The sequence below is a fragment of the Citrobacter sp. Cpo089 genome (genome assembly GCF_030332695.1).
In the GTDB taxonomy this organism is placed as follows: Bacteria; Pseudomonadota; Gammaproteobacteria; order Enterobacterales; family Enterobacteriaceae; genus Citrobacter; species Citrobacter portucalensis.
In genome coordinates, this window is the sequence record NZ_JAOWHJ010000055.1 from 1 (window position 1) to 23,077 (window position 23,077).

Genomic DNA, 23,077 nt, shown 5'->3' on the forward strand with positions numbered 1-23,077 from the left:
GACAGGCTCCGGAAGACGGTTGTTGCGCACGTATTCGGTGAACGCACTATGGCGACGCTGGGGCGTCTTATGAGCCTGCTGTCACCCTTTGACGTGGTGATATGGATGACGGATGGCTGGCCGCTGTATGAATCCCGCCTGAAGGGAAAGCTGCACGTAATCAGCAAGCGATATACGCAGCGAATTGAGCGGCATAACCTGAATCTGAGGCAGCACCTGGCACGGCTGGGACGGAAGTCGCTGTCGTTCTCAAAATCGGTGGAGCTGCATGACAAAGTCATCGGGCATTATCTGAACATAAAACACTATCAATAAGTTGGAGTCATTACCCATTAATGGATGAACTGAACGATCGATTGATACATCTAGTTGACTACTGATGGGTTGGGTATCTTTACAATTAACAAATACCGGGATGGAGTAACGCAGCAAGAAACGAACCCCATCTTTATCAGCCATATTATTTTCACCAGGGAGTTCATCAACGATAATACGGTAGGCCTGCTCGGTATCACCACTACCTGGCGTTGCTAAGATAACCCGGATCAATTGCTGGCGGGAGACCGGGATTGTGGTCATAGGAGGGCTAACCATTACATCCTGGGTATCGGTCAAGTTGTCTTTATTATTTTGCTGTTTCCACGCATAGACACGGATCTGTGCCCCGATAGTGGCGCTACCCGTGTTACGTACATAGATAGCCTGGGCGGATTCTTTACCACAGAATCCCAGGGTGACCGGGTACACCTGCAAGGTGGCAGCGTATGAATTTATTGTGCAGGCCAGGCTCAAGACGCTAACACCAACCCATAAAATAAATCGTTTCATATGCTGCACCTTTAATATTAAATCAATATGTAACTGTTAATGTAACGGTATCGGTATAGTCCCCAGCAGAGGCCTGTTTCAGGGCATTTGCCGTTACTTTCCCGAAGATGGGCAATGCTTGCTGTTCACCGGTACCGATAGCTGAAATACCATTATCAGCCAGAGAAGTGCCGCCAGGATGGTCGGTAGAAAGGGTATAGGCTACTTTTTTTGCATTGGCGGTGTCGTTAGAACTCATTTCGAAATCGTGAGTTTTATCCGTTCCGAGCATATACCCTGTGCCGTTTGTACAGGTTACATAAGCTTTGGCAGAGGCTGTAACAGCCCCATCATTACTACCGTGTGAGCCAAAATCCATATCATCAACGCTGACCTTGCATGATTTTTCGTCGGTCAGTTTTACCGTCATTTGGTCGCTAACGCTGCCTGAATCATCTGCAAAGACAGCGGATGAAAATAAAATGCTAATCGCAGTCAGAGATAATGCAGTGGCTTTACGGTTAATCATTTTAAAACTCGCTAAGGTTATATAATCGATTTTATAAGGGTGGGGAAAGGCGAGGAAGGATAGAGATTAATGGTTAATTTTGATTATGTAATTGTGCTATGTGTAAATCATGTAAATGGCTGGAAAGGGTATTTACATTCAGTAGGGAATCGTTGAATCACAACCTCGGGTGTCACGTGATATGAGTTGAATTAGCGCCATAAAGAGTCATCCCTCCCGGTGGTTATTTCCCACCGGGAGAGACATCAATCCAGATTAGAACACCGGCAAACCCAGCCCTTGCTTCACTTCTCTTAATGTCTGCTGCGTAATCTCGTGCGCCTGCTCGCTTCCTTTTTTGAGCATCGCCATCAGCATGCCTTTATCCTGAATGTAGGTTGCACGCCGCTCGCGCATTGGCGCGATGAGTTCTTGCAAGCACACTTCCAGCTCGTTTTTGCATGTCCGGTCACCCAGTCCACCCCGTTGGTAATGCGCTTTCATTTCCGCCACTTTTGCTTTATCCGGATGAAAAGCATCGAGGTAAGTGAATACCATATTGCCGTCTATTTGCCCTGGGTCGGACACTTTCAGATGATTAGGGTCGGTGTACATTGCGCTGACCGCGCGGTGAATGGTTTCTTCGCTGGCTGACAGGAGCAATGTGTTACCAAGCGATTTTGACATTTTAGCGTTTCCGTCGATCCCTGGAAGGCGGCTGGTTTCACTCAGCAGCGCTTTGCAGTGCGATAGGACGGGGGCCGGTAACAGGCTATTCATCTTATGCACGATTTCGTTAGTCTGCTCAATCATTGGCAACTGATCGTCGCCGACGGGAACGACTTCGGCTTTGAAGGCCGTAATATCTGCCGCCTGACTGATGGGATAAACCAGAAAACCAACCGGTAACGAGCGGGCGAACCCTTTCTGCGCAATTTCGTTTTTGACCGTAGGATTACGCTCCACGCGAGCCACGGTAACGATGTTCATATAAAGCGCGGTTAACTCTGCGAGAGCAGGCAGTGCCGATTGCAGACAGATGGTAGTAAGTGACGGGTCTATTCCTGCGGCAAGATAGTCGGCAAGTACTTCGGGAATATTGTTGCGGATCTTTTGCGGTGTGCTGCCGTTATCGGTTAACCCTTGTAGGTCAGCCACCAATATAAACTGCTGATAATCGTGTTGCAGCGTGGCGCGCTGGCGCAATGACCCCACATAATGGCCAAGATGCAACGGGCCGGTGGGACGATCGCCAGTGAGGATGATGGTTTTATTGTTCATGTAAGACTCCTTAGTCATAAAACCGAAAGGGGTCTCTAAATGCAAATAACCGCCTTTCGGCGGTTATTTAAAATGAGGAAAACACATTCTGACCGCCTTTAAGAAGGCAGCCACCACAGGTTGTGATTAAAAGCGGTGATATCGTTGTTTGTGTTCATCCAGTTAACATACCACCTGGCGTAGAGGTAAAGCAATGCCCGAAGTGCTGGCCCATATCAGCTCGCTTCCAGCATGCCAAAGCTCACAATGCGCGAACGACCTAACTCTTTCGCGCGGTACAGTGCGACATCTGCGGCGCGTAACAGGTTGTCGCTCTGGGCGTGCTGCGGGTAACTGGCAACGCCAATAGAGACATCCACGTGTCCAATATCGGAAACGCCAAAGCGCAGCGACAGTTCGCGTACGCCGTTGTAGATTTCTGTTGCAAAGCGGTTAGCTGCCTGTTCATCCGTATTGGGCAGTAGTACCAGAAACTCTTCACCGCCGTAGCGGAAGGCCATACCGCTGTCGTGGACAACGCGCTGAATAGTCGCAGCGATACTTTTGATTACACTATCGCCAGCCTCATGGCCAAAGCGGTCATTAATACTTTTAAAATGATCGATATCGATCATCAGGCAACTGATTGGTTCTTTGTTACGCACTGCCTGGCTCATCTGGGTACGCAGTGTATCTTCAAGATGATGACGGTTGCGCAGTCCGGTTAGCGGGTCATAGAGCGCTTTCTCCAGCAGGGCGTCACGCAGACGCTGGTTGGCTAATGCGAGGCCGAGTGCTTCTGCCATCAGCTCCAGATATGCACGGGAGGGGGCGGAATCATCGCTAAGGTTCTGGAATGAGAGCAGACCGATGGCTTCGCCCTGGGCAATCAGCGGAACACACAGGGTGTGGTGCTGGCATGACTCTGGCAGATGGTAGCAGGCGATATCGGGTTCACCTTGTACCGGAGGATGACTCTGGCCGCGGCGCACAGCCCAGCATTCGTCCGGGTGGAACGCATCCGCTTTACCCTGCGGAGAAAGCCATTGTGCAACGCAGCGCATTTGCCAGGGTTCCTGGTCCAGTATGTAAAGCCGCCCGGCAATACCTGGAGCAATATTCGGTGCAAACAGCTCTGCCACATTGATGACATCGGCAAAACCCTCGCAACCCTGCAGACGCTGCGTCATACGCGCCAGCAGATCGCGGATTGCCCAGTCGGCATCTCGTTCTTTCTCAAGTCTCTGACGCGCCAGACCGTTCTCGCGAAATATCCGGATCGCCTGCGCCATGTCGCCTATTTCATCTATCTGGTTAAAGCTGGGCGTCTCAACGGCATAATCCTGCGATGCGAGACGGTTTACGACATCGCTCAAACGCACGACGGGGCGCAGGACGCGACGCTTTAGAATGAAACCGAGAACGAATAAAAACAGCAGCGCCGTCAGGCCGACCATCACTTCAGAGGCTGTCCGCAGCATGCGGGATGACTGGGTTGCATCTTCAATTGTATTGCGTACGCGGTTATCGAGCAGTTGGCGGAAATGATCTATCCGGTCCTGGGCGCGTTCCAGTTCCTGTTCATAGCTTTTCCCATAGAGCAGGGCAATAGCCTGCGACTCTTCTGCGCGCGCGACGCTGGCAAGCGCCGCAGCTTGCTCGTCCTGCAGGGCATCAACAATCTGTAGCCCTTCGTGCAATAGCGCCAGCTCTTCATCCGTTGCCCCAAGGTCTTTGAGCTTTGACAGCCGATGCTCAACAGCTTTCAGCGTCGCTTCTTTCTGACGGTAGGCGTTAAGCACCTCAGGATCTTTTGCAATAACATAGTCGCGCGCCAGGTCGGACAGCGACCAGGCATCGAGTTCGACTTCTTCGGTAAGTTGATCGAACTGATAACGCTGTTCTACCACCTGGCGTTCTGTGTTATCGGCGCTGGATGCCATCAGCATGACAACGCCTGAAGCGATGGTCAGGCATACCGTCGCGCTATAGGCCCAGTTGGTGATTGTGGCAATTCGCACTGATTAGTTCCTTCTGCGACGATTAATGAATACGCATGATTGCAATTATAGGAAACACATGATTTTGCGTGAAAATAAAAAAGGCGGTCCCGAACCGCCTTCTGTTATCGTCCTGCAATCATAAATCTGGAGGATTTTTTCCTTCCTCCATAAAGGCTTCGTCGATTCCTTCCACGTTACCTTCATGGTCACGCCCGGAAAACAGGTTCCAGCAGGTTATGAATAGTGCAGCAATCAGGGGGCCAATCACAAAGCCGTTAATGCCGTAGATCTCCATGCCGCCGAGAGTGGTAATCAAAATCAGATAGTCCGGCATTTTGGTGTCTTTACCTACCAGCAGCGGGCGCAGGATATTGTCCACCAGCCCAACGATAATCACGAAGAAGCCAACGATAAACAGCCCTTGCCATAGCTGGTGGGTGGCGAACAGGAATATTGCTGCAGGTACCCAGACGATCGCTGAGCCCACTGCAGGCACGAGCGAGAGAAACGCCATCAACGCCCCCCACAGAACGCTGCCGTCGATATCCACAATTGCAAACGCGATGCCGCCAAGAATACCCTGAACCAAAGCGACGACCGCCGTGCCCTTGACGGTTGCCCGCGTCACGCCGACGAATTTGGCAAACAGGTGCTGTTTGGCAAAGTCAGAAAGGGGTAATGAGTCCAGAATCTGGCGCACCAGATACGGTCCATCCTTCAGTAAGAAGAACAGCAGATACAGCATGATGCCAAAACTGATAGCAAAGCCGAATGTCCCTTTCCCAATCAGAAATGCACTGCCAGCAAGGTACTGCCCGCCTTGCAGCACGACATCGGACAGTTTTTTCTGGATCTGCGCGACATCATCCAGATTGTGTTCTGCCAGAAACCCTCTGGCCCAGTCAGGAAGGTACGAAAGAATAGAAGTGACGACTTCCGGGAACTGCGTGTCATTCTGTTGCAGTTTGGTGTACACCACGTTCAGTTCAATGGCCAGCGATGACAGGATTACCATCAGCGGGATAAAGACAATCAGACAGATAATGACGATGGTAATCAACGATGCCAGCCCGTTGCGTTCGCCAAGCGCGCTACGCAGTCTGTTTTTTACCGGGTTAAAGATAGTCGTTAATATCGCGGCCCACAAAATGGCGGAAAAGTAGGGGGACAATACATCGAAGAACGCCCAGGTCACGAGGGCAAGTATGAAAATGAAGAAGCCTTTAGTCAGTCCGTTAAATCGCATTAGTGAACCCTGTAATGAGAAGCAGTCCCGACTATAGAACCGTTCAGGGGATTTACCAACTTTAGCTGCAGATATTTAGAATAAAGATGTTGCACTAAGGCTACATTCTTATTGTCCTTGCTTCACTGGCGGGAGAGCTATCCTTGATCTCCTCCCTGAAAACAGTACCAGTCTAAACTGAAGTCTCCGGTCTTTCTTCCATCTCACAGCAGATAACGTACGCTATGATTTAATAGTGAAACCGTCATTTTTTCCCGAAAAGGGTCATCAATTAACGAGGGGGGCGTTATGAACAATCAGCCTGTCATTGGGATTAGTGGATGTTTAACTGGTTCAGCCGTGCGATTCGACGGTGGGCATAAACGGATGGGGTTTGTGATGGACGAGCTGGCTCAGTGGGTGACTTTCAAACCTGTCTGCCCTGAGATGTCTATCGGTTTGCCTGTACCACGTCCCGCGTTGCGTCTGGTTCAAACCGCCCAAGGGAATGTCCGCATCTGTTTTAGCCATGCGCCTGGTGAGGATGTAACCGATAAAATGTCCGATTTCACCAACTCATATCTTCAGGGACTTGGTGGCCTCTCGGGTTTTATCGTCTGTGCTAAATCACCGAGTTGCGGTATGGAAAGAGTGAGACTGTATGACGAGAAGGGAAATCGTGGGCGAAAAGAAGGGACTGGTCTGTTTACTGGCGCATTAATGGAAACCTACCCATGGTTGCCAGTCGAAGAAGATGGCCGCTTGCACGATCCGGTGCTGAGGGAGAACTTTGTCGAACGCGTGTTCGCATTGCATGAGCTTAATAGGCTGCGGGCCAATGGTCTTACTCGCCATGGCTTACTCAACTTTCACAGTCGCTATAAGCTCCAGCTTCTGGCTCATCACCAGGCCGGTTACCGGGAAATCGGCCCATTCGTAGCCTCGCTTCACCAGTGGGATGATTTGGACGCTTTTTTCGTTGTCTATCGTGAAAAGCTCATGACAATCCTCAAAAAGCCCGCCTCACGGAAAAATCACACCAACGTACTGATGCATATCCAGGGCTACTTCCGCGAACGGTTGAACACCCGCCAGCGCGGAGAGTTACGTGACGTTATCCTCAACTATAGCGGTGGGCTGCTGCCAATATTGGCGCCTCTGACGCTACTCAAGCACTATCTGGCTGAATACCCAGACAGCTATCTGCTTACCCAGAACTATTTTGATCCTTATCCGAATGATTTAGCGCTACGGTTGATGATCAAATAGTCTGAGAGCGATTCAACCGTTTCTGATTTTCTCATCGATACAAGGCTGAGGTTTACCAAACAGATATCCTTGGGCGAAATCGCAGCCCAGCGCCTGAAGGCTTTTTAGTTGTTCCTGCGTTTCAACACCTTCAGCAACAGCCTTCATATTGAGGGATTTCGCCATGCCGGTGATCAGTTTGATGATATTAAGTGCATCTTCCTGTGTGGATATTGAATGGACAAACGACTTGTCTATTTTAATTTTATCGAAGGCAAGCCTGCTCAGGCGCGAAAGGGAAGAATATCCGGTGCCAAAATCATCGATGGAGATTTTTACACCCATGGCTCTGAGTTTGTTAAGTGTGTTCATCGGCGTCGTACTCTCAGTGAAGAGAGAGGATTCTGTTACTTCCAGTTCAAGACGATCGGCTGGGAGTCCAGTTTCTTTCAGAATAGACAGTACGATACCGACAAAGGCTTTGCTGCTTAGCTGGACAGGAGAGACATTCACTGAAATTTTAGCCGGAACCGCCCAACAAGCCGCTTCCCGGCAGGCAATTTCAAGCACAGCTTTCCCCATCTCATTAATCATTCCGGTTTTTTCAGCAACAGGAATAAAGTTATCCGGCGACAGGAGGCCCTTTAGAGGATGGAGCCAACGAATTAGGGCTTCATAGCTATAAATTTCCTGACTGAAGGAGTCAACAATGGGCTGATAATAAACCACGAATTCTTTGTTCACTATTGCCAATGCCATATCATGCTCAAGCGTTCTGCTTTCTTGTAGCTTTTCTAACATTCGTTGTCGGAAGACTTTTATCTTACCAGAGCCTTCACCTTTGGCTTCATAAAGGGCCAGATCGGCAAATTTATAAAGATAGTCGGAACGACGTTCAGTGTCTGAGATAACAATGCCAACACAGGTGGTTATGTTGATAATCGTGTTATAAATAGTGTAGGGCTGGCTGATAAATTCACATATTTTCTGGGCGCGCGAAACGGCGTGGCTTTCTGTCAGGCCGCTTGAGAGAAACGCAAATTCATCTCCACCCAGGCGATACAGCGTATCCGAGGTAAGGCTCATCGAAACCAGTCGGTCAGATATCTGGCGTAGCAACATATCACCGGCATCATGACCATACGTATCATTTACTTCTTTGAATCGATCTAAATCAAACAACATCACAGTCACAGAATCGTGATTTTTTTCTGCTCTCTCAATTGTTTTATTTAAATCGCTCCAGAATAGCTGACGGTTATTCATCTCGGTAAGAGAGTCATGGTAGACGTCATATTCCAGTTTAGCATTCTGCATTTGCAGTTTTTCTTTAGATTTCTGCAGTTCTTCGGCAAGACTCTTGACCTGCAGGTGCGCCCGCAGAATATTTCTGTTTTGATAGAAAATGAGCACGCCCAGAATCGCACTCAGTATTATCAGCAGCACAGAGGTTGCAGAATAAATATAGTACAGCGTCTGAATTTTTTGGTTGGCGTTATTGATCGAGTTAACATCTTTGTTTAACGCACCAGATGAAAGACGACCCAGTGGCGCATCCAGAGTATGCATTTTTTTCAGATAAGCCTGGAGTGCTAAACGGTTCATTTTCTCTAGATTAACATCCAGAAAACTAAGGGTATTTTCAAGTTTTACCGCCAGTTCACGGTGCGCTATATTGCTTTCGATGTAGCGCCCCAGGTCTCCTTCTTTTATCAAATCACTCTGGCTAAGCATAATGTCGAGGCGCATGCGTACATCATCGAGATTCATCGTATCATCGATAGTGTAAAGACCAAGCAACGATTCAAATCGGTAATATTGTGATACCAGCTGAGCAGCAGACCAGGAATCGGTGTAGTGAGTCAGTTTCTGTAACTCTTGTTGCCGTTCATGCACGAGGAAAGAGATATACCCGGTAGATATAAAAAGAAAAAAGATGATGCCAGCCAGTATTCTGTTCATGATGTTCCCCTGAACGCTTACTCAATATCCATACTACTGGCCTGCCATGCAGACCTTGAATAATAAATCTGATTATTCAGTTCTGGCATGCTGTCATAGGGGTACACAATGAATAACGGGCCTTTGTCACGGATGCGCATATATTTTCCGTTGATTTTTAACGCAAGGATAGCATTGTATTTTTTGAAATCACTAAGAGGGATTACGGTGGTGTAGTCATTGAGTGCAGTGACCTTAACAACAGAGCCGTTAGCCCCGACATAATCCATGAGCTTTTGTAGCGGAATACCCGTAAAGGTAGTACGCCCATTATACCAGGGGGAGGTGGTCTGGAAACTGACCATGCCCAGCTTCTCAAGGCTGGCGGTATCAAAAACGGCTTTCCCGTCTGCATTTGTATTTTCAATATTACCCGACAGCGTTAAAAGCACTTTACCGGTGGGCCTGGAAAGTTCACCTGCCCATAGCTGGGTGGAGAGTACAAAGCTTACCAACATGACCATTAACCGCATTCTTACCTCACCAATCAGCCGGATGTTAAAGAATTATAATTTAGATATCACGCTATTTATATATATTGCATGGGTATTATTGGTGTAATAACTTCAATGGCTTTTTAACTCTTTTAAATCAGTGGGTTATTTGTTGTCCGTTCTGCTGTGGTGCATTAAAAATGCTGGTGTGTTATTTGAGTAAAGCTAAATTTCACTATGTATGTACAAAAATAAATCATCTATTTACTCAGTGCCAATAAATACGCACGAAAATAAAGGTTTATTTTTTCACTGCGGCTGGATTTGGTTGTTTACTGGTAGGTAACTATATCGGGCACGAAGCCGCCTTTAGTGGAGCGGGAACGCTTCGTGTCGGTAATCAAGGACAGAAATTCTATACGCGGCAAGTGTGGTCTATCTGAACCCGTTTATTCACCCGCCTGAGCTGACTGGCGGGCATACAGATAGGCGGTGGCCCTCGATACGCCCAGATGCTGCGCTACTGTGTCCATAGATTTGCGTACGTTCAGCAAACCGTCCTGGCGTAATTGTTGAATCAGCAGCTTACGGTCTTGAGGTTTAAGGGCTCGGGCCGTCGTCGCGCGTTTAGCGGCAAAGTCATCAATACGCTGGCGGATGACTTCATTACTGCCGGGATCGATATGTTCCTTAATGGGGGAATTTTCAGTTTCAGTAAAACGCGCAAGAGCACTCTGCATACCACGGAACAGCGTCATATCGACATTCAGGCAAAGTGCCGCTACGTATTTGCCGTCTTCGTCCTTGATGCCAATGGAGGTACTTTTCACCGGGCGGCCATCGGCAAACTGATTACTGTAGTTCGCAATGATGCTGGGAAAGTCAGGTGATGCGATTCTCGCCAGGCCAAGCTCGGTTGCTGGCTGGCCGGGTTGACGTCCGGACAGATTATTATGGATGGACAAAATGGCATGTTCAGGATTTTTGAGGTCATGAACCACCACTTCGCAAAATGGAGAGAAGGTCTCACTCAATCCCCTGGCGATAGTATCAATTTGGCTGAGAAGCGAGTTATTGTCGGTTTTTGGCATGCCAGTCTCCTGCGGTGATGTCTGTTGCCATGATTGCGAGCAGTTTACAGTGACCTGGGAGCGTTTTTCCAGACGGGAGTGTACAGACAGTAAAAGTAGGGTATCTGCATGGCAGATACCCTGTTTATCATCCGGCCAGAAATTCACTGTAGCGACTGATATCCACGTTTCCGCCGCTGATGATAATGCCGATTTTCTTGCCGCGAAGTTCAGCTTTACGCGCTCTGGCGGCAGCAAAACCCAGACACCCGGTCGGCTCTACGACGATTTTCATACGTTCAGCGATAAATTTCATTGAGGCAACTAACTCAGCGTCTGAAACAGTCAGAATATCGTTCACGTTTTGCTTGATAATCTGAAACGTATAGTTCCCGAGATGTTGAGTCTGAGCACCGTCAGCAATGGTTTTGGGCGTATCGATATGAACTATTTTTCCACTTCGGAACGACTGTTGACCATCGTTACCCGCCTCAGGTTCGACACCATAGATGATGCAGTCAGGAGACAGATGTCTGGCCGCCAGGGCGGATCCTGAGAGCAGGCCGCCACCGCCCAGACACACGAAAAGGGCGTCTAACTGACCCACTTCTTCAATCAGCTCTTTTGTGGCGGTGCCCTGGCCTGCGATCACGTGCGGATGGTCATAAGGGGGGATCAGCGTTAACCCCTGTTTCTCTGCCAGGTCCCGACCAATTTTTTCACGATCTTCAGTATAGCGATCGTAAGTTACCACTTTTCCGCCATAGCCTTTCGTCGCCGCAACTTTGGCCGCCGGGGCATCATGCGGCATGATAATTGTTGCTGGAATGCCCAACAACTTTGCCGACAGGGCAATGGCCTGTGCATGGTTGCCGGAAGAAAACGTCACGACGCCCGCAGCGCGTTGTTGTGGGGTGAACTGGCGTAGCGCATTCATAGCGCCGCGAAATTTGAAGGCGCCCATTCTCTGGAAGTTTTCGCACTTAAAGAAGACTTCCGCGCCAAATTCTTCGTTAACCGTTCGGGAGGTCATCACCGGCGTTTTGTTAGCATAATCTGCGATGCGCTCTGCCGCAGCGGCAACATCGTTATAATCAGGCAGTGTCATTTCAGTCATTGTTGTTCACCTGTATGTTGTTAAACGTCACGCTTGCGGGGCCAACGCAATAGCTTCAACTTCCAGCGCAAAACCATAATGAAGTTCCGCAACACCTGCTACTGCACGGGATGGACGGAAATCGCCGATCCACTCTCCATAGATTTTGTTAAACGTCGGCCACTGGTTCATATCCGTCACATAGACGCGAACAGACACCAGATGCTGACGTGATGCCCCAGCACCAGCCAGACAAGCATCAATATTCTTGAGTACCAGCCGGGTTTGATCTTCAAAAGAGGCATCCGCTTTTTTCTCGCCGTCGAAAGTGACCGGCAACTGCCCGGAAATGAAGACGAATCCGCCAGCCGTTGTACTGTGCGAGTAATGACCTGCTGGCGGGAAGCTTCCAGCAGATGAGTTCAGTGTAATGTCCGCGGTCATATGAGAATCTCCAGTCGCATTTTGTGATTCATTTTGTATAAAATAATACTGTTTGTATTATTTTATACGCCTTTATGCCACTTCCTGCTAGAGATAGTTTTCGCGAGTGATGATTTTGTGAACTATTGCAAACTTGGCACACGCTATAGCGCAATCGCGAGGTGACGAAAGAGGGGGATCGCTTTTGATGAGGGGAAAGCCGGGGGGAAATGAAGAAACGCCCCGGGAGGGGCGTCTAAGGCAAAAGTTTAGCTGATATGACCGTGGTTAATTTTACTTAACGGTTCATTGATATCGAAGATTTTGAACGTTACTTCCTCCACACCCAGGTGCTTCAGGCGGGCGGTATGCTTTTTGATATAGGCCTGAGCGGTGTCTTCGTTCTGGAACAGGTAGATGCCACCCGCTTCGTGATTTGCTTCGTTCTCGGTCCAGATTTTCCAGATGAACCCCGGCTCCTGGTTGATTGATTCGGCCAGTTCAACGAGCTGATTCGACATCTCAGCCCCAAACGGACCATGAAAATCAAAGTGTATCTGCACGAGTTTGTTCGACATAAATCCTCCATGGATTGGTTATTTTGGGTAAGCGCTAGCGCAACAGCACTTTACCGGTCAGATAAGTTATCGCCTGCCCACTGATATAAACACGCGTTCCTGCTAACTGACAGCGTAAATCCCCGCCGCGTTCAGAGACCTGGCGTGCCAGCATCTGTGTTTTATTCAGTTTTCCAGCCCAGTAAGGGATCAGCATGCTATGTGCCGAGCCTGTGACCGGGTCTTCCGCGACGGCTTCACCCGGGCAAAAGAAACGGCTGACAAAATCGTATTCACCGTCACCCGGCGCGGTGATGCATACCATTTTCCCCAGCGGCAGCATGGCGTGGATGTTTGGGCGCACAGCCTCAACCTGCTGTTGATTTTCCAGCACCACCATGTAATCTCTTGCCACACGCACCTCTTTGTATTCGGTGATGCCTAATGTTTCCAGCAGTAAAGCTGGCGGCACGGCAGATTCGCTTGGCCAGGCTGGAAAATCAAGCGTCAGCCATTCACCGCAGCGCGTGACCGTCAGCGGTCCCACAAAGCGGGTAGCAAATTGGATTTTCGTATCTGGGTAATCCAGATGTTCAAAGATGACATGCGCGGCGGCAAGCGTGGCATGCCCACAAAGATTGATTTCACCCTGAGTGGTAAACCAACGCAGCTCAAAACCATTCTCATCGGCGACAAAAAAAGCGGTTTCTGACTGGTTATGCTGCTGCGCCATCTTTAATAATGTTTCATCGGGCAACCAGTCCGTGAGCGGACAGACTGCTGCGGCATTACCGCCAAACGTCGTGGTGGTAAAGGCATCCACCATGTAAAAATTGATTTGTTGCACAGAGTAACCCTCTCATCGCACTCAGGATAAATCACACTCTACCATGCCAGCCATTGGGTCAATGCTCAGATTCGCCACTGTGGTGAAAATTCGTTATCATCCGTTCCCACACCTCATTCTGGCCGCCTGATGTCTACGATCCTCGATACCTTTATTGCCCCGCCTTGCCATGACGAGATAGAGACCCTCTATCAGGACGAGCATCTGCTGCTCATCAATAAACCCAGCAGGTTGCTTAGCCTGTCGGGCAAAAATCCGCAGAATCTCGATTCGGTACATCACCGGCTGGTACAGATTTACCCTGGCTGCACGCTGGTACATCGGCTTGATTTCGGCACTTCTGGGCTGATGGTGGTCGCTCGTAACAAGGCTATCAACGCCGCGCTTTGCCAGCAGTTCAGCCAGCGTACGGTCACTAAGGTGTACAGCGCGCTGTTATGCGGGCATCTGGAAAACGACGAAGGGGTTATCGATGCAGCGATTGCTAAAGACCCGGCGCTGTTTCCATTGATGTCGATTTGTGCTCTCAACGGCAAACCCGCACGCTCGCGCTATCAGGTTGTCGAGCGTTTTTATCATCGTCAGGAAGAGGGGACGCTGCTCCCCTTGACGCGGGTACAACTGACCCCTGAAACCGGGCGCACCCATCAACTACGGATCCATTGTCAGCAGTTAGGACATCCCATTTTAGGATGTGATTTGTATGGCGGGCGTTTGCTGCCTGGCACTGAACAAACGCCGCGATTGATGCTGCATGCCAGTGAACTGCATTTCAGGCATCCCATTAGTGAAGCGTGGATGAACGCCAAAAATGACAGCCCGTTTTGAGGCGAAAAAAAGCCGCCTGGCGGCGGCTTTTATGAGGTTATCGCGCAGCGCGTTGTAAAATAACCGCTGACGGCTGGCGTTGTAGAAACCGCATCCGCAGCATCATCAGTATCGCCGCAGAGGTCAGGCCGATAATAAAGCCCATCCAGAATCCCGCTGGTCCCATCCGGTCAACTACCAGATCGGTAAGCGCCAGAATATAACCGCTCGGCAGACCCAGCACCCAGTATGCCGTAAAGGTAATAAAGAAAATGGAACGCGTATCTTTATAACCACGCAGGATCCCGCTGCCAATAACCTGGATAGAGTCCGAAATTTGATACACCGCGGCCAGTAACATGAGCTGAGCCGCCAGGGCGACAACTTCCGGGTTATTGTTATAGAGCAGGGCAATATGCTCGCGGAATGTCACGGTGAAAATCGCCGTTACGACAGCCATGCAGACACCAACACCCAGACCCGTTCTGGCTGCAGTTTGCGCATCCAGCGTGGAGCCCTGGCCCAGACGATAGCCGACACGAATGGTGACGGCGGCAGCCAGAGACATCGGCAGGACGAACATTAACGAGCTGAAGTTCAGTGCGATTTGGTGTCCGGCTACGTCGACAATCCCCAGTGGAGAAACCAGTAGCGCGACCACCGCAAACAACGTCACTTCGAAAAATAACGCCAGCGCGATAGGTAAACCCAGCTGTACCAGACGCTTCATTACTGCGGTGTCAGGTTTCTGGAAACCACCCTCATTACGGATATCGCGCATTGAACGCGCACGTTTGATGTAAGAGAGCATGGCGATAAACATCACCCAGTAAACCGCTGCTGTTGCCACACCACAACCCACGCCACCCAGTTCCGGCATGCCTAAATGCCCATAGATGAAAACATAGTTAACTGGAATGTTCACCAGCAGGCCGAGAAATCCCATCACCATCGCCGGTTTAGTCTTTGCTAATCCTTCGCACTGGTTACGGGCTACCTGGAAGAACAGATAACCCGGTGCGCCCCACAGCAGGGCACGCAGGTAGCCAACGGCTTTATCCGCCAGCGCCGGGTCGATGTTATGCATGGAGCGAATAATGTACCCCGCATTCCATAGCACAACCATAATCAGCACGGAGACGCTGCCCGCCAGCCAGAAGCCCTGACGTATTTGATGGGCGATACGGTCGCGGCGTCCGGAACCATTGAGTTGCGCAATTACCGGCGTCAACGCCAGCAGTAGTCCGTGACCAAACAGAATGGCCGGTAGCCAGATGGACGTACCAATGGCGACTGCCGCCATATCCGTCGCGCTGTATCCGCCCGCCATGACGGTATCAACGAATCCCATTGCGGTTTGAGCGATTTGCGCAAGAATCACCGGAATTGCCAGAGCTAATAACTGACGCGCTTCACTTACATACTTTTGCACGTGTACACCACTATATTGTTGTTATTTGAGAGACTAAAAAAGCCGCCTTATATGGCAGCAAGGAGAAAAAGCAGGGGAAATTTCAGTCTATTGTAGCGAGGAATACGTAATTCTCCAGTGAAAAAACAGGCGCTGGTGGCGCATTGCTGGCAACCTGAATTTCCACCTGCTATTGTGCTGTGCAGAGATGTCTTAATTGAGTTCAGGAGTAGGAAGTATGTTTACGGGTATTGTGCAGGGCACCGCAAAATTGGTGTCCATTGATGAAAAACCAAATTTTCGTACGCATGTTGTGGAGTTGCCTGAATATATGCTGGATGCGCTGGAGACCGGCGCATCGGTTGCCCACAATGGGTGCTGCCTGACGGTCACCGAAATTAACGGTAACCAGATAAGCTTCGACCTGATGAAAGAAACGCTGCGTATCACCAACCTGGGCGATCTGAAGGTCGGAGATTTGGTTAACGTTGAACGTGCGGCAAAATTCAGTGATGAGATTGGCGGACATTTAATGTCGGGCCATATTATGACCACTGCCGAAGTGTCGAAAATTCTGACCTCGGAGAATAACCGTCAGGTGTGGTTTAAAGTCCAGGATCCGTCGCTGATGAAATATATCCTGTACAAAGGATTTATTGGTATTGACGGTATCAGTCTGACGGTCGGTGAAGTGACGCCGACGCGTTTTTGTGTGCATTTGATTCCGGAAACGCTGGAGCGTACTACGCTTGGCAAGAAAAAGCTGGGCGCGCGGGTTAATATCGAAATCGATCCCCAAACGCAGGCGGTGGTTGATACCGTTGAACGTGTCCTGGCGGCGCGTGAAAGCGCCATCAGCAACATAACGGGCGAAGCGGGAGCCTAAGCCTGAGAGTAAAGCCCCCGTTGCTACGGGGGCGAAAACGATTAGCGGGGAACGCGCAGACCGTGTTCAACACCGCGGGAAAATACCACTTGCCATAGCTGAATGTCACGAGCACGAAACGCCCCGGCGCAGGCGTTCAGATAATAGCTGAACATCCGTTTGAAACGTTCGGTATAGTTATCGGCGATTTCAGGCCAGGAGTTCATGAAACGCTCGTGCCATGCCATCAGCGTCGTGTCGTAATCCGCGCCAAAATTATGCCAGTCTTCCATCACAAAATGCGGTTCGCTGGCGTTGGCAATCTGGCGAACTGACGGCAAACACCCGTTTGGGAAGATATACTTATTGATCCACGGATCAACGTTATTGTCGGTTTTTTTGGAGCCGATGCTGTGCAGTAAAAAGAGACCATCCGGTTTTAAATTACGATCGACCACCTCAAAATAGGTGGCGTAGTTCTTCGGTCCAACATGTTCAAACATGCCGACGGAGACAATGCGGTCGAATTTGTCGTTCAGGTCGCGATAATCCTGCAGCAAAATGGTGACATCCAGCCCAGCGCAACGTTCCTGTGCCATTTTCTGCTGTTCTGCCGAAATGGTCACACCCACCACGCTCACACCATATTGCGATGCCATAAACTGGGATAAACCACCCCAGCCACAGCCAATATCAAGCACCCGCATTCCTGGCTTCAGTTGCAATTTTTCAGCAATCATTTTGAGCTTCGCCTGTTGGGCAGATTCCAGAGTGTTGGCATCTTTCCAGTAGGCGCAGGAATACTGCATATAGGGGTCAAGCATGCGGGTAAAGAGATCGTTGCCCAAATCGTAATGTTCTTTGCCGACCATCCACGCACGTTTTTTGGTCTGTAAATTGAACAGGCGAGCCGTGGCGATACGTAGCGTATCTTTAAAGTGGCGGGGGAGTTGGTTTTCAAGACCGGCACGCAAGACTTTACTAAAAAACATGTCCAGCCGGTCGCATTCCCACCAGCCATCCATATAACTTTCACCCAACCCTAACGATCCTTCCTGCAATACGCGTTTGAAAAAATCGGGGTTCTTTACTCGAATATCAGCCGGTGCAGGGCCATTAATGGCAATGCCTGCACGGCTCAATAATTCATTGGTAATGCGGTACCAGTCATCATCCGGTACGCTGACGTCTTCTATACATGATGAACTCATAGCTTCTCCATCACTGGTCGGTGATCAGAACCTTAAAACAGCGTAGACGCTTTTTTGGGCTTTGTGAGAAATCTCACGGAATTAATCCGCGAATCTATAATCCGACGTAGAACAGAGGAAGGGAGAAACCCTTGCCGAAAAGGCCATCCGTGGTAAAACGGGAACGTTCTTGTCCCCGTTAACGCATTAAAATTATCGTTTTTTTAACAACTGAAAATCAGTATATGCCTGAATTTTTGACGATTCAACCGATAATTGTTAGCGGGCTAACTAAATGCCCGCAACCATTATTAGTGCGACTCTCCGTGGGCAACTTGCGCATGATCATCTGTTTGCGGGGCGTCAGTTTTCTGCGATTGCATTTTGTAACCCACAGCAGCCAGCAATACTGTTGTCAGCATAACGCTGGTGGTGGTGAGCAGCGGGGTGGCAATCAACCAGGAAACGACAAGGCTTGCCAGGAAGCATAAACCCAGTTGCAGCGTATTCTGCAATGCGGCTGCGCGTCCCGTGGCCTGTGGGAAAGGGCGTAATGCCTGCGCGACAACGATAGGGTAGATTGCGCCGTTCGCAATCGCCATAACGCAGAATGGGATCAGGATTTCAGCCAATGCAACATGATGAATAAAACCGGTCGCCCAGGTGCCTACAACGCTGAAGGCATACAGGATGAGTAACCAGGGCAGCAGCTGATGACCCTGCCATTTTTGCAGCGCTGCACGACAGCCGTAACCACCAATTAAGAAGGCGATAGTTTGCGGAACATAGCTCAGACCAATTACCGCTGGGCTATAACCCATTTCGCTGAGGATGAACGGGGAACCCGTCAGCCATGCGAAAAAGCTCGCGGAACAGGCGGCATAAATCAGCACGTTTCCACGGTAAGTTTTCGAGCGCAGCAAGGTGGCGAAAGTCAGTTTATCCTGGCTGTCATCGCGTGCTTTAGCCGTTGGCTTTAGACGCAGAGCCGGAAGCATCAGAATCAGAGTAATGGCAAACAGAGTGGCAAAAATGGCCTGCCAGGAAAAATGTACCAGTATCCAACTGCCTAATAGCGGGGCGAGTGCAGGAGATAACCCGACCAGCGGCATAATGGTGGCAAAGATGCGGTTTACTTTTTGTGAAGGATAATAATCGGTAACCAGCGCTTGCCAGATAACCGATGCCGCACAGACGCCAACGGCCTGAACAAATCGCAGTACCAGTAGACCAGTGGCGTTTTCAACCCACAGCATGCCCAGGCTGCCCAGTGCGAAGATAGATAAACCCAGCAGCAAAATAGGCTTGCGACCATAGTGGTCCGAAAGCGGTCCCCACAGTAGTTGTGCGACGGCAAAACCGGCTAAGAACAAGCTCAGGCTGGCGCTGACGGCAGATGCAGGTGTTTGCAGATCGGACTGAATAGCAGCAAAGGCGGGTAGATACATATCCGTTGCCAGAAAACCAAGCACGCTAAGACCAGCCAGCCAGACTAAAAACCCTTTCCCAGGTTGCATCATCATTTCTCTTTTTTAGCAGTAGAACAATGCCGCTGAGTGTAGTGAGTGTAATTCTCGCTGTGAAACGCTAATATTTGCTTACTGATTTCAAATTTTTTGCAGGCAGAATATGTGGTCGGAATATTCACTTGAAGTGGTTGATGCGGTTGCGCGTAACGGTAGCTTTAGTTCGGCCGCGCAGGAGCTGCACCGTGTACCTTCGGCGGTAAGCTACACCGTGCGCCAGCTGGAAGAGTGGCTGGCGGTGCCACTTTTTGAGCGACGCCATCGGGATGTTGAATTAACGCCTGCCGGGGCATGGTTTTTAAAAGAAGGCCGCTCTGTTATCAAAAAAATGCAGATCACGCGCCAGCAATGTCAGCAAATTGCTAACGGCTGGCGCGGACAGCTGGCGATCGCCGTCGATAACATTGTCCGCCCGGATCGTACCCGACAGATGATCGTGGATTTCTACCGTCACTTTGATGATGTGGAATTGTTAGTTTTTCAGGAAGTGTTTAACGGCGTGTGGGACGCACTGTCTGATGGACGCGTGGAACTGGCCATCGGTGCCACACAGGCCATTCCGGTCGGGGGGCGCTATACCTTCCGCGATATGGGAATGCTGAGCTGGAGCTGCGTGGTAGCCAGCCATCATCCACTGGCGTCAATGCCTGGACCGCTAAGTGATGACACGTTGCGCAACTGGCCGTCACTGGTGCGCGAAGATACCTCCCGAACATTGCCGAAGCGTATTACCTGGCTGCTGGACAACCAAAAGCGCGTAGTCGTGCCGGACTGGGAATCCTCAGCGACCTGTTTGTCCGCGGGATTGTGCGTGGGCATGGTACCGACGCATTTTGCCAAACCGTGGATCGATAGCGGCAAATGGGTTGCGCTGCAACTGGAGAACCCTTTTCCTGATGCCGCATGCTGCCTGACATGGCAGCAGAACGATACGTCACCGGCATTGAGTTGGCTGCTGGACTATTTAGGGGATAGTGAAACGTTGAACAAGGAATGGCTGCGGGAGCCAGATGAGACTCCCGCACAACAGGCTTAACGGCGGTAATCGCGGAACGGACCGTCGGCAACGGAGCGACGCTCAACCAGGCGCGGATGCACCTCGATAGACTGTGACTCTTCACGTTTATTCACGATACGGTCTAACAGCATGTTGAAGGCCGTTTCACCCAGTGAATCCTTCGGCTGGTGAATGGTCGTCAAGGCCGGCGTGAAGAAGCGGGCGTTGCGCACGTTGTCGTAGCCGATGAGTGAGACATCCTGCGGTACGCGCAGTCCCATTTCGTCAGCGGCGCACAGCGCACCCATTGCCATAATATCGCCACCGCAGAAGACCGCGGTCGGACGATGAGACTGCGACAGAATTTGCTGCATGGCGCGATAGCCGGATTCAGGCTCAAAATCGCCCTGGACAATCCAGTTTTCAGGCACTTTAATCAGCGCTTCTTCCATCGCTTTCATAAAGCCAGCCAGACGCCCGGCCCCGGTGTTACGTTCCATTGGGCCAGGGATCACGCCAATCTCACGATGACCGCGTTCTACCAGATACCGGCCCGCCATGTAACCGCCTTCGAAGGCGTTATCAATGACCGTATCGGTAAAGTCGGCTTTTGCTTCGCCCCAGTCCATGACGACCATCGGGATATGGCGATACTCTTCGAGCATCGAAAGCAGAGACTCCGGATACTCAGAACACATCACCAGCAGACCATCAACGCGCTTTTGCGCCATCATCGACAGATAAGCCTGCTGCTTTTCGAGACTGTTCCATGCGTTACCCAGGATCAGGGTATAGCCTTTCTGGAAACAGTTTTTCTCAACGGCTTCGATAATTTCGGCGAAATAGGCCGCTTCGCTGCTGGTCGCCAGCAAGCCGATAGACTTGGTGTGATTTACCTTCAGGCTGCGGGCAACTGCGCTCGGAGAATAGTGCAGTTCTTTGATTGCTGCCCAGACAGCATTACGTGTTTCTTCCGCGACAAAGCGCGTCTTGTTAATTACGTGTGATACGGTTGTAGTGGAAACGTTTGCTCGCTTCGCTACATCTTTAATTGTTGCCATTACATCTCACTCCAGACCATATCCTAAGCTCCTGAGAATACTCCAGGTAAACGTTTGCCTTTACACACCCTTATCGCAACGTAAGGGTTGCGGCACGCCGGGAAAACGACACGGAACGTCAGGAAGGGGTCAATGGCCGGTACGCTAATCAAGTAAGCGTGGAATTTTGTCTGATCTTAACGAAAAGGGGAAGAGTTAAAAGCAGTTATCAATATAAATCGTGAGAGATTTTTGCTTTCAAGTGTGTAAAAATGCGCAATATCACTTTTTGTGTGGGAATAAAAAGGAGAAAACTTGATGAGCACCGATCTGAAATTTTCGTTAGTGACTACCATTATTGTTCTGGGTTTGATCGTCGCGGGTGGTCTGACCGCAGCGCTGCATTGATTTCCCCGAGGGAGTTAGCTCTCCCTCATCCCTTCGACTCGTTTTTCCCCTCTATTGTTTGCGAATAAGCAAAAGTCTTTTGCAGTTTTGTTAACTTTATTAATTTTGCGATCAATGTCATGCTTTTGACTCTTATTTTATGTCGTGCCACGGCTCGACGATACGGAGTCGAAATATGAAAATCAATTACCCTCTACTGTCGCTGGCAATCGGGGCGTTTGGTATTGGCACCACCGAGTTTTCGCCAATGGGGTTATTGCCCGTCATTGCCAAAGGTGTGGACGTCTCGATTCCGGCGGCTGGCATGCTGATCAGCGCTTATGCAGTAGGTGTGATGGTAGGTGCACCGCTGATGACATTGCTGCTGTCTCATCGTGCGCGACGTAATGCTTTGATATTCCTGATGGCGATTTTCACGCTGGGTAATGTGCTTTCGGCTATCTCGCCGGATTACACCACGCTGATGCTATCGCGTATTTTGACCAGTCTTAACCATGGAGCCTTTTTTGGTCTCGGTTCTGTGGTTGCAGCCAGTGTGGTACCCAAACATAAGCAGGCCAGCGCTGTGGCAACGATGTTTATGGGGTTAACTATCGCCAATATTGGCGGCGTTCCGGCGGCGACCTGGCTTGGTGAAACCATCGGCTGGCGCATGTCGTTTATGGCCACTGCAGGGCTGGGCGTCATTGCGATGGTCAGCCTGTTCTTCTCATTACCCAAGGGTGGAGCAGGAGAGCGCCCGGATGTCCGTAGCGAACTGGCGGTACTTATGCGCCCGCAGGTGCTGTCGGCGTTACTGACTACCGTACTGGGTGCTGGGGCGATGTTTACGCTGTATACCTACATCTCGCCGGTTCTGCATACTATCACTCATGCTACACCGGCATTTGTTACCGGGATGCTGGTGTTGATAGGTGTTGGCTTCTCGATCGGTAACTATTTTGGCGGCAAACTGGCTGACCGTTCAGTCAACGGTACGCTAAAAGGCTTTTTACTGCTGCTGATGGTTATTATGCTGGCCATTCCTTTCCTTGCGCGTAATGAGTTGGGAGCGGCGGTCAGTATGGTGGTCTGGGGCGCGGCGACGTTTGCGGTCGTTCCACCGTTGCAGATGCGTGTGATGCGCGTTGCCAGCGAAGCACCTGGATTATCATCGTCAGTCAATATTGGCGCGTTTAATCTGGGGAACGCACTGGGGGCTGCGGCCGGTGGGGCGGTAATATCTGGCGGCCTGGGCTACAGTTTTGTGCCGGTAATGGGGGCGATTGTGGCGGGTCTTGCGCTGCTGCTGGTGTTCATTTCCGCAAGAAGACAGCCTGAAGAGGCTTTCACTACCGCGAATTAATGCAAAAAC

22 protein-coding genes and 1 pseudogene are annotated in these 23,077 nt (G+C 50.3%); 7 read left to right on the forward strand and 16 right to left on the reverse strand.

Features of this window, described 5'->3' with window-relative positions; translation table 11 throughout:
* A pseudogene (locus tag OGX92_RS11460) lies at positions 1-315 on the forward strand (IS1-like element IS1B family transposase); the annotation flags it as partial.
* On the opposite strand, the gene OGX92_RS11465 reads toward OGX92_RS11460, so the two are convergent.
* The 5 genes from OGX92_RS11465 to OGX92_RS11485 form a co-directional block, all read right to left on the reverse strand.
* Entirely contained in the window at positions 250-828 is a 579-nt protein-coding gene (locus tag OGX92_RS11465; protein WP_286586567.1) for a fimbrial biogenesis chaperone, read from the reverse strand. The pseudogene OGX92_RS11460 and the gene OGX92_RS11465 overlap by 66 nt on opposite strands.
* 22 nt (positions 829-850) lie before the next feature.
* Complete coding sequence (locus tag OGX92_RS11470; protein ID WP_286586569.1) at positions 851-1,336, reverse strand: Csu type fimbrial protein; 486 nt, start codon at positions 1,334-1,336, stop codon at positions 851-853.
* Positions 1,337-1,591: 255 nt separating this feature from the next.
* Positions 1,592-2,596, reverse strand: a complete 1,005-nt coding sequence (gene trpS / locus OGX92_RS11475; RefSeq protein ID WP_032943285.1) for a tryptophan--tRNA ligase — start codon at positions 2,594-2,596, stop codon at positions 1,592-1,594.
* A gap of 215 nt (positions 2,597-2,811) precedes the next feature.
* Entirely contained in the window at positions 2,812-4,596 is a 1,785-nt protein-coding gene (locus tag OGX92_RS11480) for a diguanylate cyclase (protein WP_193133963.1), read from the reverse strand.
* A 118-nt stretch (positions 4,597-4,714) separates the two neighbouring features.
* Complete coding sequence (locus OGX92_RS11485) at positions 4,715-5,824, reverse strand: AI-2E family transporter (protein WP_003832733.1); 1,110 nt, start codon at positions 5,822-5,824, stop codon at positions 4,715-4,717.
* A gap of 288 nt (positions 5,825-6,112) precedes the next feature.
* On the opposite strand from OGX92_RS11485, the gene OGX92_RS11490 reads away from it, so the two are divergent.
* The gene (locus OGX92_RS11490) at positions 6,113-7,072 is read left to right on the forward strand and encodes a YbgA family protein (protein WP_149335366.1); all 960 of its coding nucleotides are present in this window, start codon (positions 6,113-6,115) and stop codon (positions 7,070-7,072) included.
* 12 nt (positions 7,073-7,084) lie between these two features.
* On the opposite strand, the gene OGX92_RS11495 is transcribed toward OGX92_RS11490, so the two are convergent.
* From OGX92_RS11495 to OGX92_RS11525, 7 genes are all read right to left on the reverse strand, one after another.
* The gene (locus OGX92_RS11495) at positions 7,085-9,013 is read right to left on the reverse strand and encodes a putative bifunctional diguanylate cyclase/phosphodiesterase (protein WP_126956289.1); all 1,929 of its coding nucleotides are present in this window, start codon (positions 9,011-9,013) and stop codon (positions 7,085-7,087) included.
* 17 nt (positions 9,014-9,030) lie between these two features.
* A complete protein-coding gene (locus OGX92_RS11500) occupies positions 9,031-9,525 on the reverse strand; it encodes a putative pterin-binding protein (RefSeq protein ID WP_286586570.1) in 495 nt (164 codons plus the stop codon).
* Positions 9,526-9,935: 410 nt separating this feature from the next.
* Entirely contained in the window at positions 9,936-10,577 is a 642-nt protein-coding gene (locus tag OGX92_RS11505) for a helix-turn-helix transcriptional regulator (protein WP_008784655.1), read from the reverse strand.
* Between the two features lie 127 nt (positions 10,578-10,704).
* Entirely contained in the window at positions 10,705-11,673 is a 969-nt protein-coding gene (locus OGX92_RS11510; protein WP_003832743.1) for a threo-3-hydroxy-L-aspartate ammonia-lyase, read from the reverse strand.
* A 27-nt stretch (positions 11,674-11,700) separates the two neighbouring features.
* Positions 11,701-12,096 (reverse strand): RidA family protein, encoded by a 396-nt coding sequence (locus tag OGX92_RS11515; RefSeq protein ID WP_003832744.1) that lies wholly within the window; start codon positions 12,094-12,096, stop codon positions 11,701-11,703.
* A gap of 248 nt (positions 12,097-12,344) precedes the next feature.
* The gene (locus OGX92_RS11520; RefSeq protein WP_003832746.1) at positions 12,345-12,653 is read right to left on the reverse strand and encodes a monooxygenase; all 309 of its coding nucleotides are present in this window, start codon (positions 12,651-12,653) and stop codon (positions 12,345-12,347) included.
* A 34-nt stretch (positions 12,654-12,687) separates the two neighbouring features.
* A complete protein-coding gene (locus OGX92_RS11525; protein ID WP_126318226.1) occupies positions 12,688-13,479 on the reverse strand; it encodes a PhzF family phenazine biosynthesis protein in 792 nt (263 codons plus the stop codon).
* 129 nt (positions 13,480-13,608) lie between these two features.
* Between OGX92_RS11525 and OGX92_RS11530 the strand changes: the two genes are divergently transcribed.
* Positions 13,609-14,307 (forward strand): RluA family pseudouridine synthase, encoded by a 699-nt coding sequence (locus OGX92_RS11530; protein ID WP_284961669.1) that lies wholly within the window; start codon positions 13,609-13,611, stop codon positions 14,305-14,307.
* Between the two features lie 37 nt (positions 14,308-14,344).
* Here the strand turns inward: OGX92_RS11530 and mdtK are convergent, their stop codons facing one another.
* Positions 14,345-15,718 (reverse strand): multidrug efflux MATE transporter MdtK, encoded by a 1,374-nt coding sequence (mdtK, locus tag OGX92_RS11535; protein ID WP_003832751.1) that lies wholly within the window; start codon positions 15,716-15,718, stop codon positions 14,345-14,347.
* Between the two features lie 217 nt (positions 15,719-15,935).
* Here mdtK and OGX92_RS11540 point away from each other — a divergent pair, with 217 nt between their 5' ends.
* Complete coding sequence (locus OGX92_RS11540) at positions 15,936-16,583, forward strand: riboflavin synthase (protein WP_003832752.1); 648 nt, start codon at positions 15,936-15,938, stop codon at positions 16,581-16,583.
* A gap of 41 nt (positions 16,584-16,624) precedes the next feature.
* Here the strand turns inward: OGX92_RS11540 and cfa are convergent, their stop codons facing one another.
* Entirely contained in the window at positions 16,625-17,773 is a 1,149-nt protein-coding gene (gene cfa, locus OGX92_RS11545; protein WP_003832753.1) for a cyclopropane fatty acyl phospholipid synthase, read from the reverse strand.
* 290 nt (positions 17,774-18,063) lie between these two features.
* Positions 18,064-19,269 (reverse strand): purine nucleoside transporter PunC, encoded by a 1,206-nt coding sequence (gene punC / locus OGX92_RS11550; protein WP_286586589.1) that lies wholly within the window; start codon positions 19,267-19,269, stop codon positions 18,064-18,066.
* Positions 19,270-19,381: 112 nt separating this feature from the next.
* On the opposite strand from punC, the gene punR reads away from it, so the two are divergent.
* Positions 19,382-20,314, forward strand: a complete 933-nt coding sequence (punR, locus tag OGX92_RS11555) for a DNA-binding transcriptional activator PunR (RefSeq protein ID WP_003029215.1) — start codon at positions 19,382-19,384, stop codon at positions 20,312-20,314.
* Here the strand turns inward: punR and purR are convergent.
* Positions 20,311-21,336, reverse strand: a complete 1,026-nt coding sequence (gene purR, locus OGX92_RS11560; protein ID WP_003832757.1) for an HTH-type transcriptional repressor PurR — start codon at positions 21,334-21,336, stop codon at positions 20,311-20,313. The genes punR and purR overlap by 4 nt on opposite strands.
* Positions 21,337-21,633: 297 nt before the next feature.
* On the opposite strand from purR, the gene cydH reads away from it, so the two are divergent.
* Positions 21,634-21,723 carry a cytochrome bd-I accessory subunit CydH gene (cydH, locus tag OGX92_RS11565; RefSeq protein WP_003029209.1) on the forward strand — a complete coding sequence of 30 codons (90 nt, stop codon included), beginning with the start codon at positions 21,634-21,636 and terminating at the stop codon, positions 21,721-21,723.
* A gap of 175 nt (positions 21,724-21,898) precedes the next feature.
* Positions 21,899-23,068 (forward strand): MFS transporter, encoded by a 1,170-nt coding sequence (locus OGX92_RS11570; protein WP_003832758.1) that lies wholly within the window; start codon positions 21,899-21,901, stop codon positions 23,066-23,068.
* Positions 23,069-23,077 lie beyond the last annotated feature (9 nt).

Bases quoted from the DNA above. Each gene is read 5' to 3' on its own strand.
- OGX92_RS11485 (WP_003832733.1), bottom strand. From the start codon at position 5,824: ATGCGATTTAACGGACTGACTAAAGGCTTCTTCATTTTCATACTTGCC.
- OGX92_RS11520 (WP_003832746.1), bottom strand. From the start codon at position 12,653: ATGTCGAACAAACTCGTGCAGATACACTTTGATTTTCATGGTCCGTTT.
- punR (WP_003029215.1), top strand. From the start codon at position 19,382: ATGTGGTCGGAATATTCACTTGAAGTGGTTGATGCGGTTGCGCGTAAC.
- OGX92_RS11515 (WP_003832744.1), bottom strand. From the start codon at position 12,096: ATGACCGCGGACATTACACTGAACTCATCTGCTGGAAGCTTCCCGCCA.
- OGX92_RS11465 (WP_286586567.1), bottom strand. From the start codon at position 828: ATGAAACGATTTATTTTATGGGTTGGTGTTAGCGTCTTGAGCCTGGCC.
- OGX92_RS11500 (WP_286586570.1), bottom strand. From the start codon at position 9,525: ATGCGGTTAATGGTCATGTTGGTAAGCTTTGTACTCTCCACCCAGCTA.
- purR (WP_003832757.1), bottom strand. From the start codon at position 21,336: ATGGCAACAATTAAAGATGTAGCGAAGCGAGCAAACGTTTCCACTACA.
- cydH (WP_003029209.1), top strand. From the start codon at position 21,634: ATGAGCACCGATCTGAAATTTTCGTTAGTGACTACCATTATTGTTCTG.
- OGX92_RS11510 (WP_003832743.1), bottom strand. From the start codon at position 11,673: ATGACTGAAATGACACTGCCTGATTATAACGATGTTGCCGCTGCGGCA.
- OGX92_RS11505 (WP_008784655.1), bottom strand. From the start codon at position 10,577: ATGCCAAAAACCGACAATAACTCGCTTCTCAGCCAAATTGATACTATC.
- trpS (WP_032943285.1), bottom strand. From the start codon at position 2,596: ATGAACAATAAAACCATCATCCTCACTGGCGATCGTCCCACCGGCCCG.
- OGX92_RS11490 (WP_149335366.1), top strand. From the start codon at position 6,113: ATGAACAATCAGCCTGTCATTGGGATTAGTGGATGTTTAACTGGTTCA.
- OGX92_RS11470 (WP_286586569.1), bottom strand. From the start codon at position 1,336: ATGATTAACCGTAAAGCCACTGCATTATCTCTGACTGCGATTAGCATT.
- OGX92_RS11540 (WP_003832752.1), top strand. From the start codon at position 15,936: ATGTTTACGGGTATTGTGCAGGGCACCGCAAAATTGGTGTCCATTGAT.
- OGX92_RS11530 (WP_284961669.1), top strand. From the start codon at position 13,609: ATGTCTACGATCCTCGATACCTTTATTGCCCCGCCTTGCCATGACGAG.
- OGX92_RS11495 (WP_126956289.1), bottom strand. From the start codon at position 9,013: ATGAACAGAATACTGGCTGGCATCATCTTTTTTCTTTTTATATCTACC.
- punC (WP_286586589.1), bottom strand. From the start codon at position 19,269: ATGCAACCTGGGAAAGGGTTTTTAGTCTGGCTGGCTGGTCTTAGCGTG.
- cfa (WP_003832753.1), bottom strand. From the start codon at position 17,773: ATGAGTTCATCATGTATAGAAGACGTCAGCGTACCGGATGATGACTGG.
- OGX92_RS11570 (WP_003832758.1), top strand. From the start codon at position 21,899: ATGAAAATCAATTACCCTCTACTGTCGCTGGCAATCGGGGCGTTTGGT.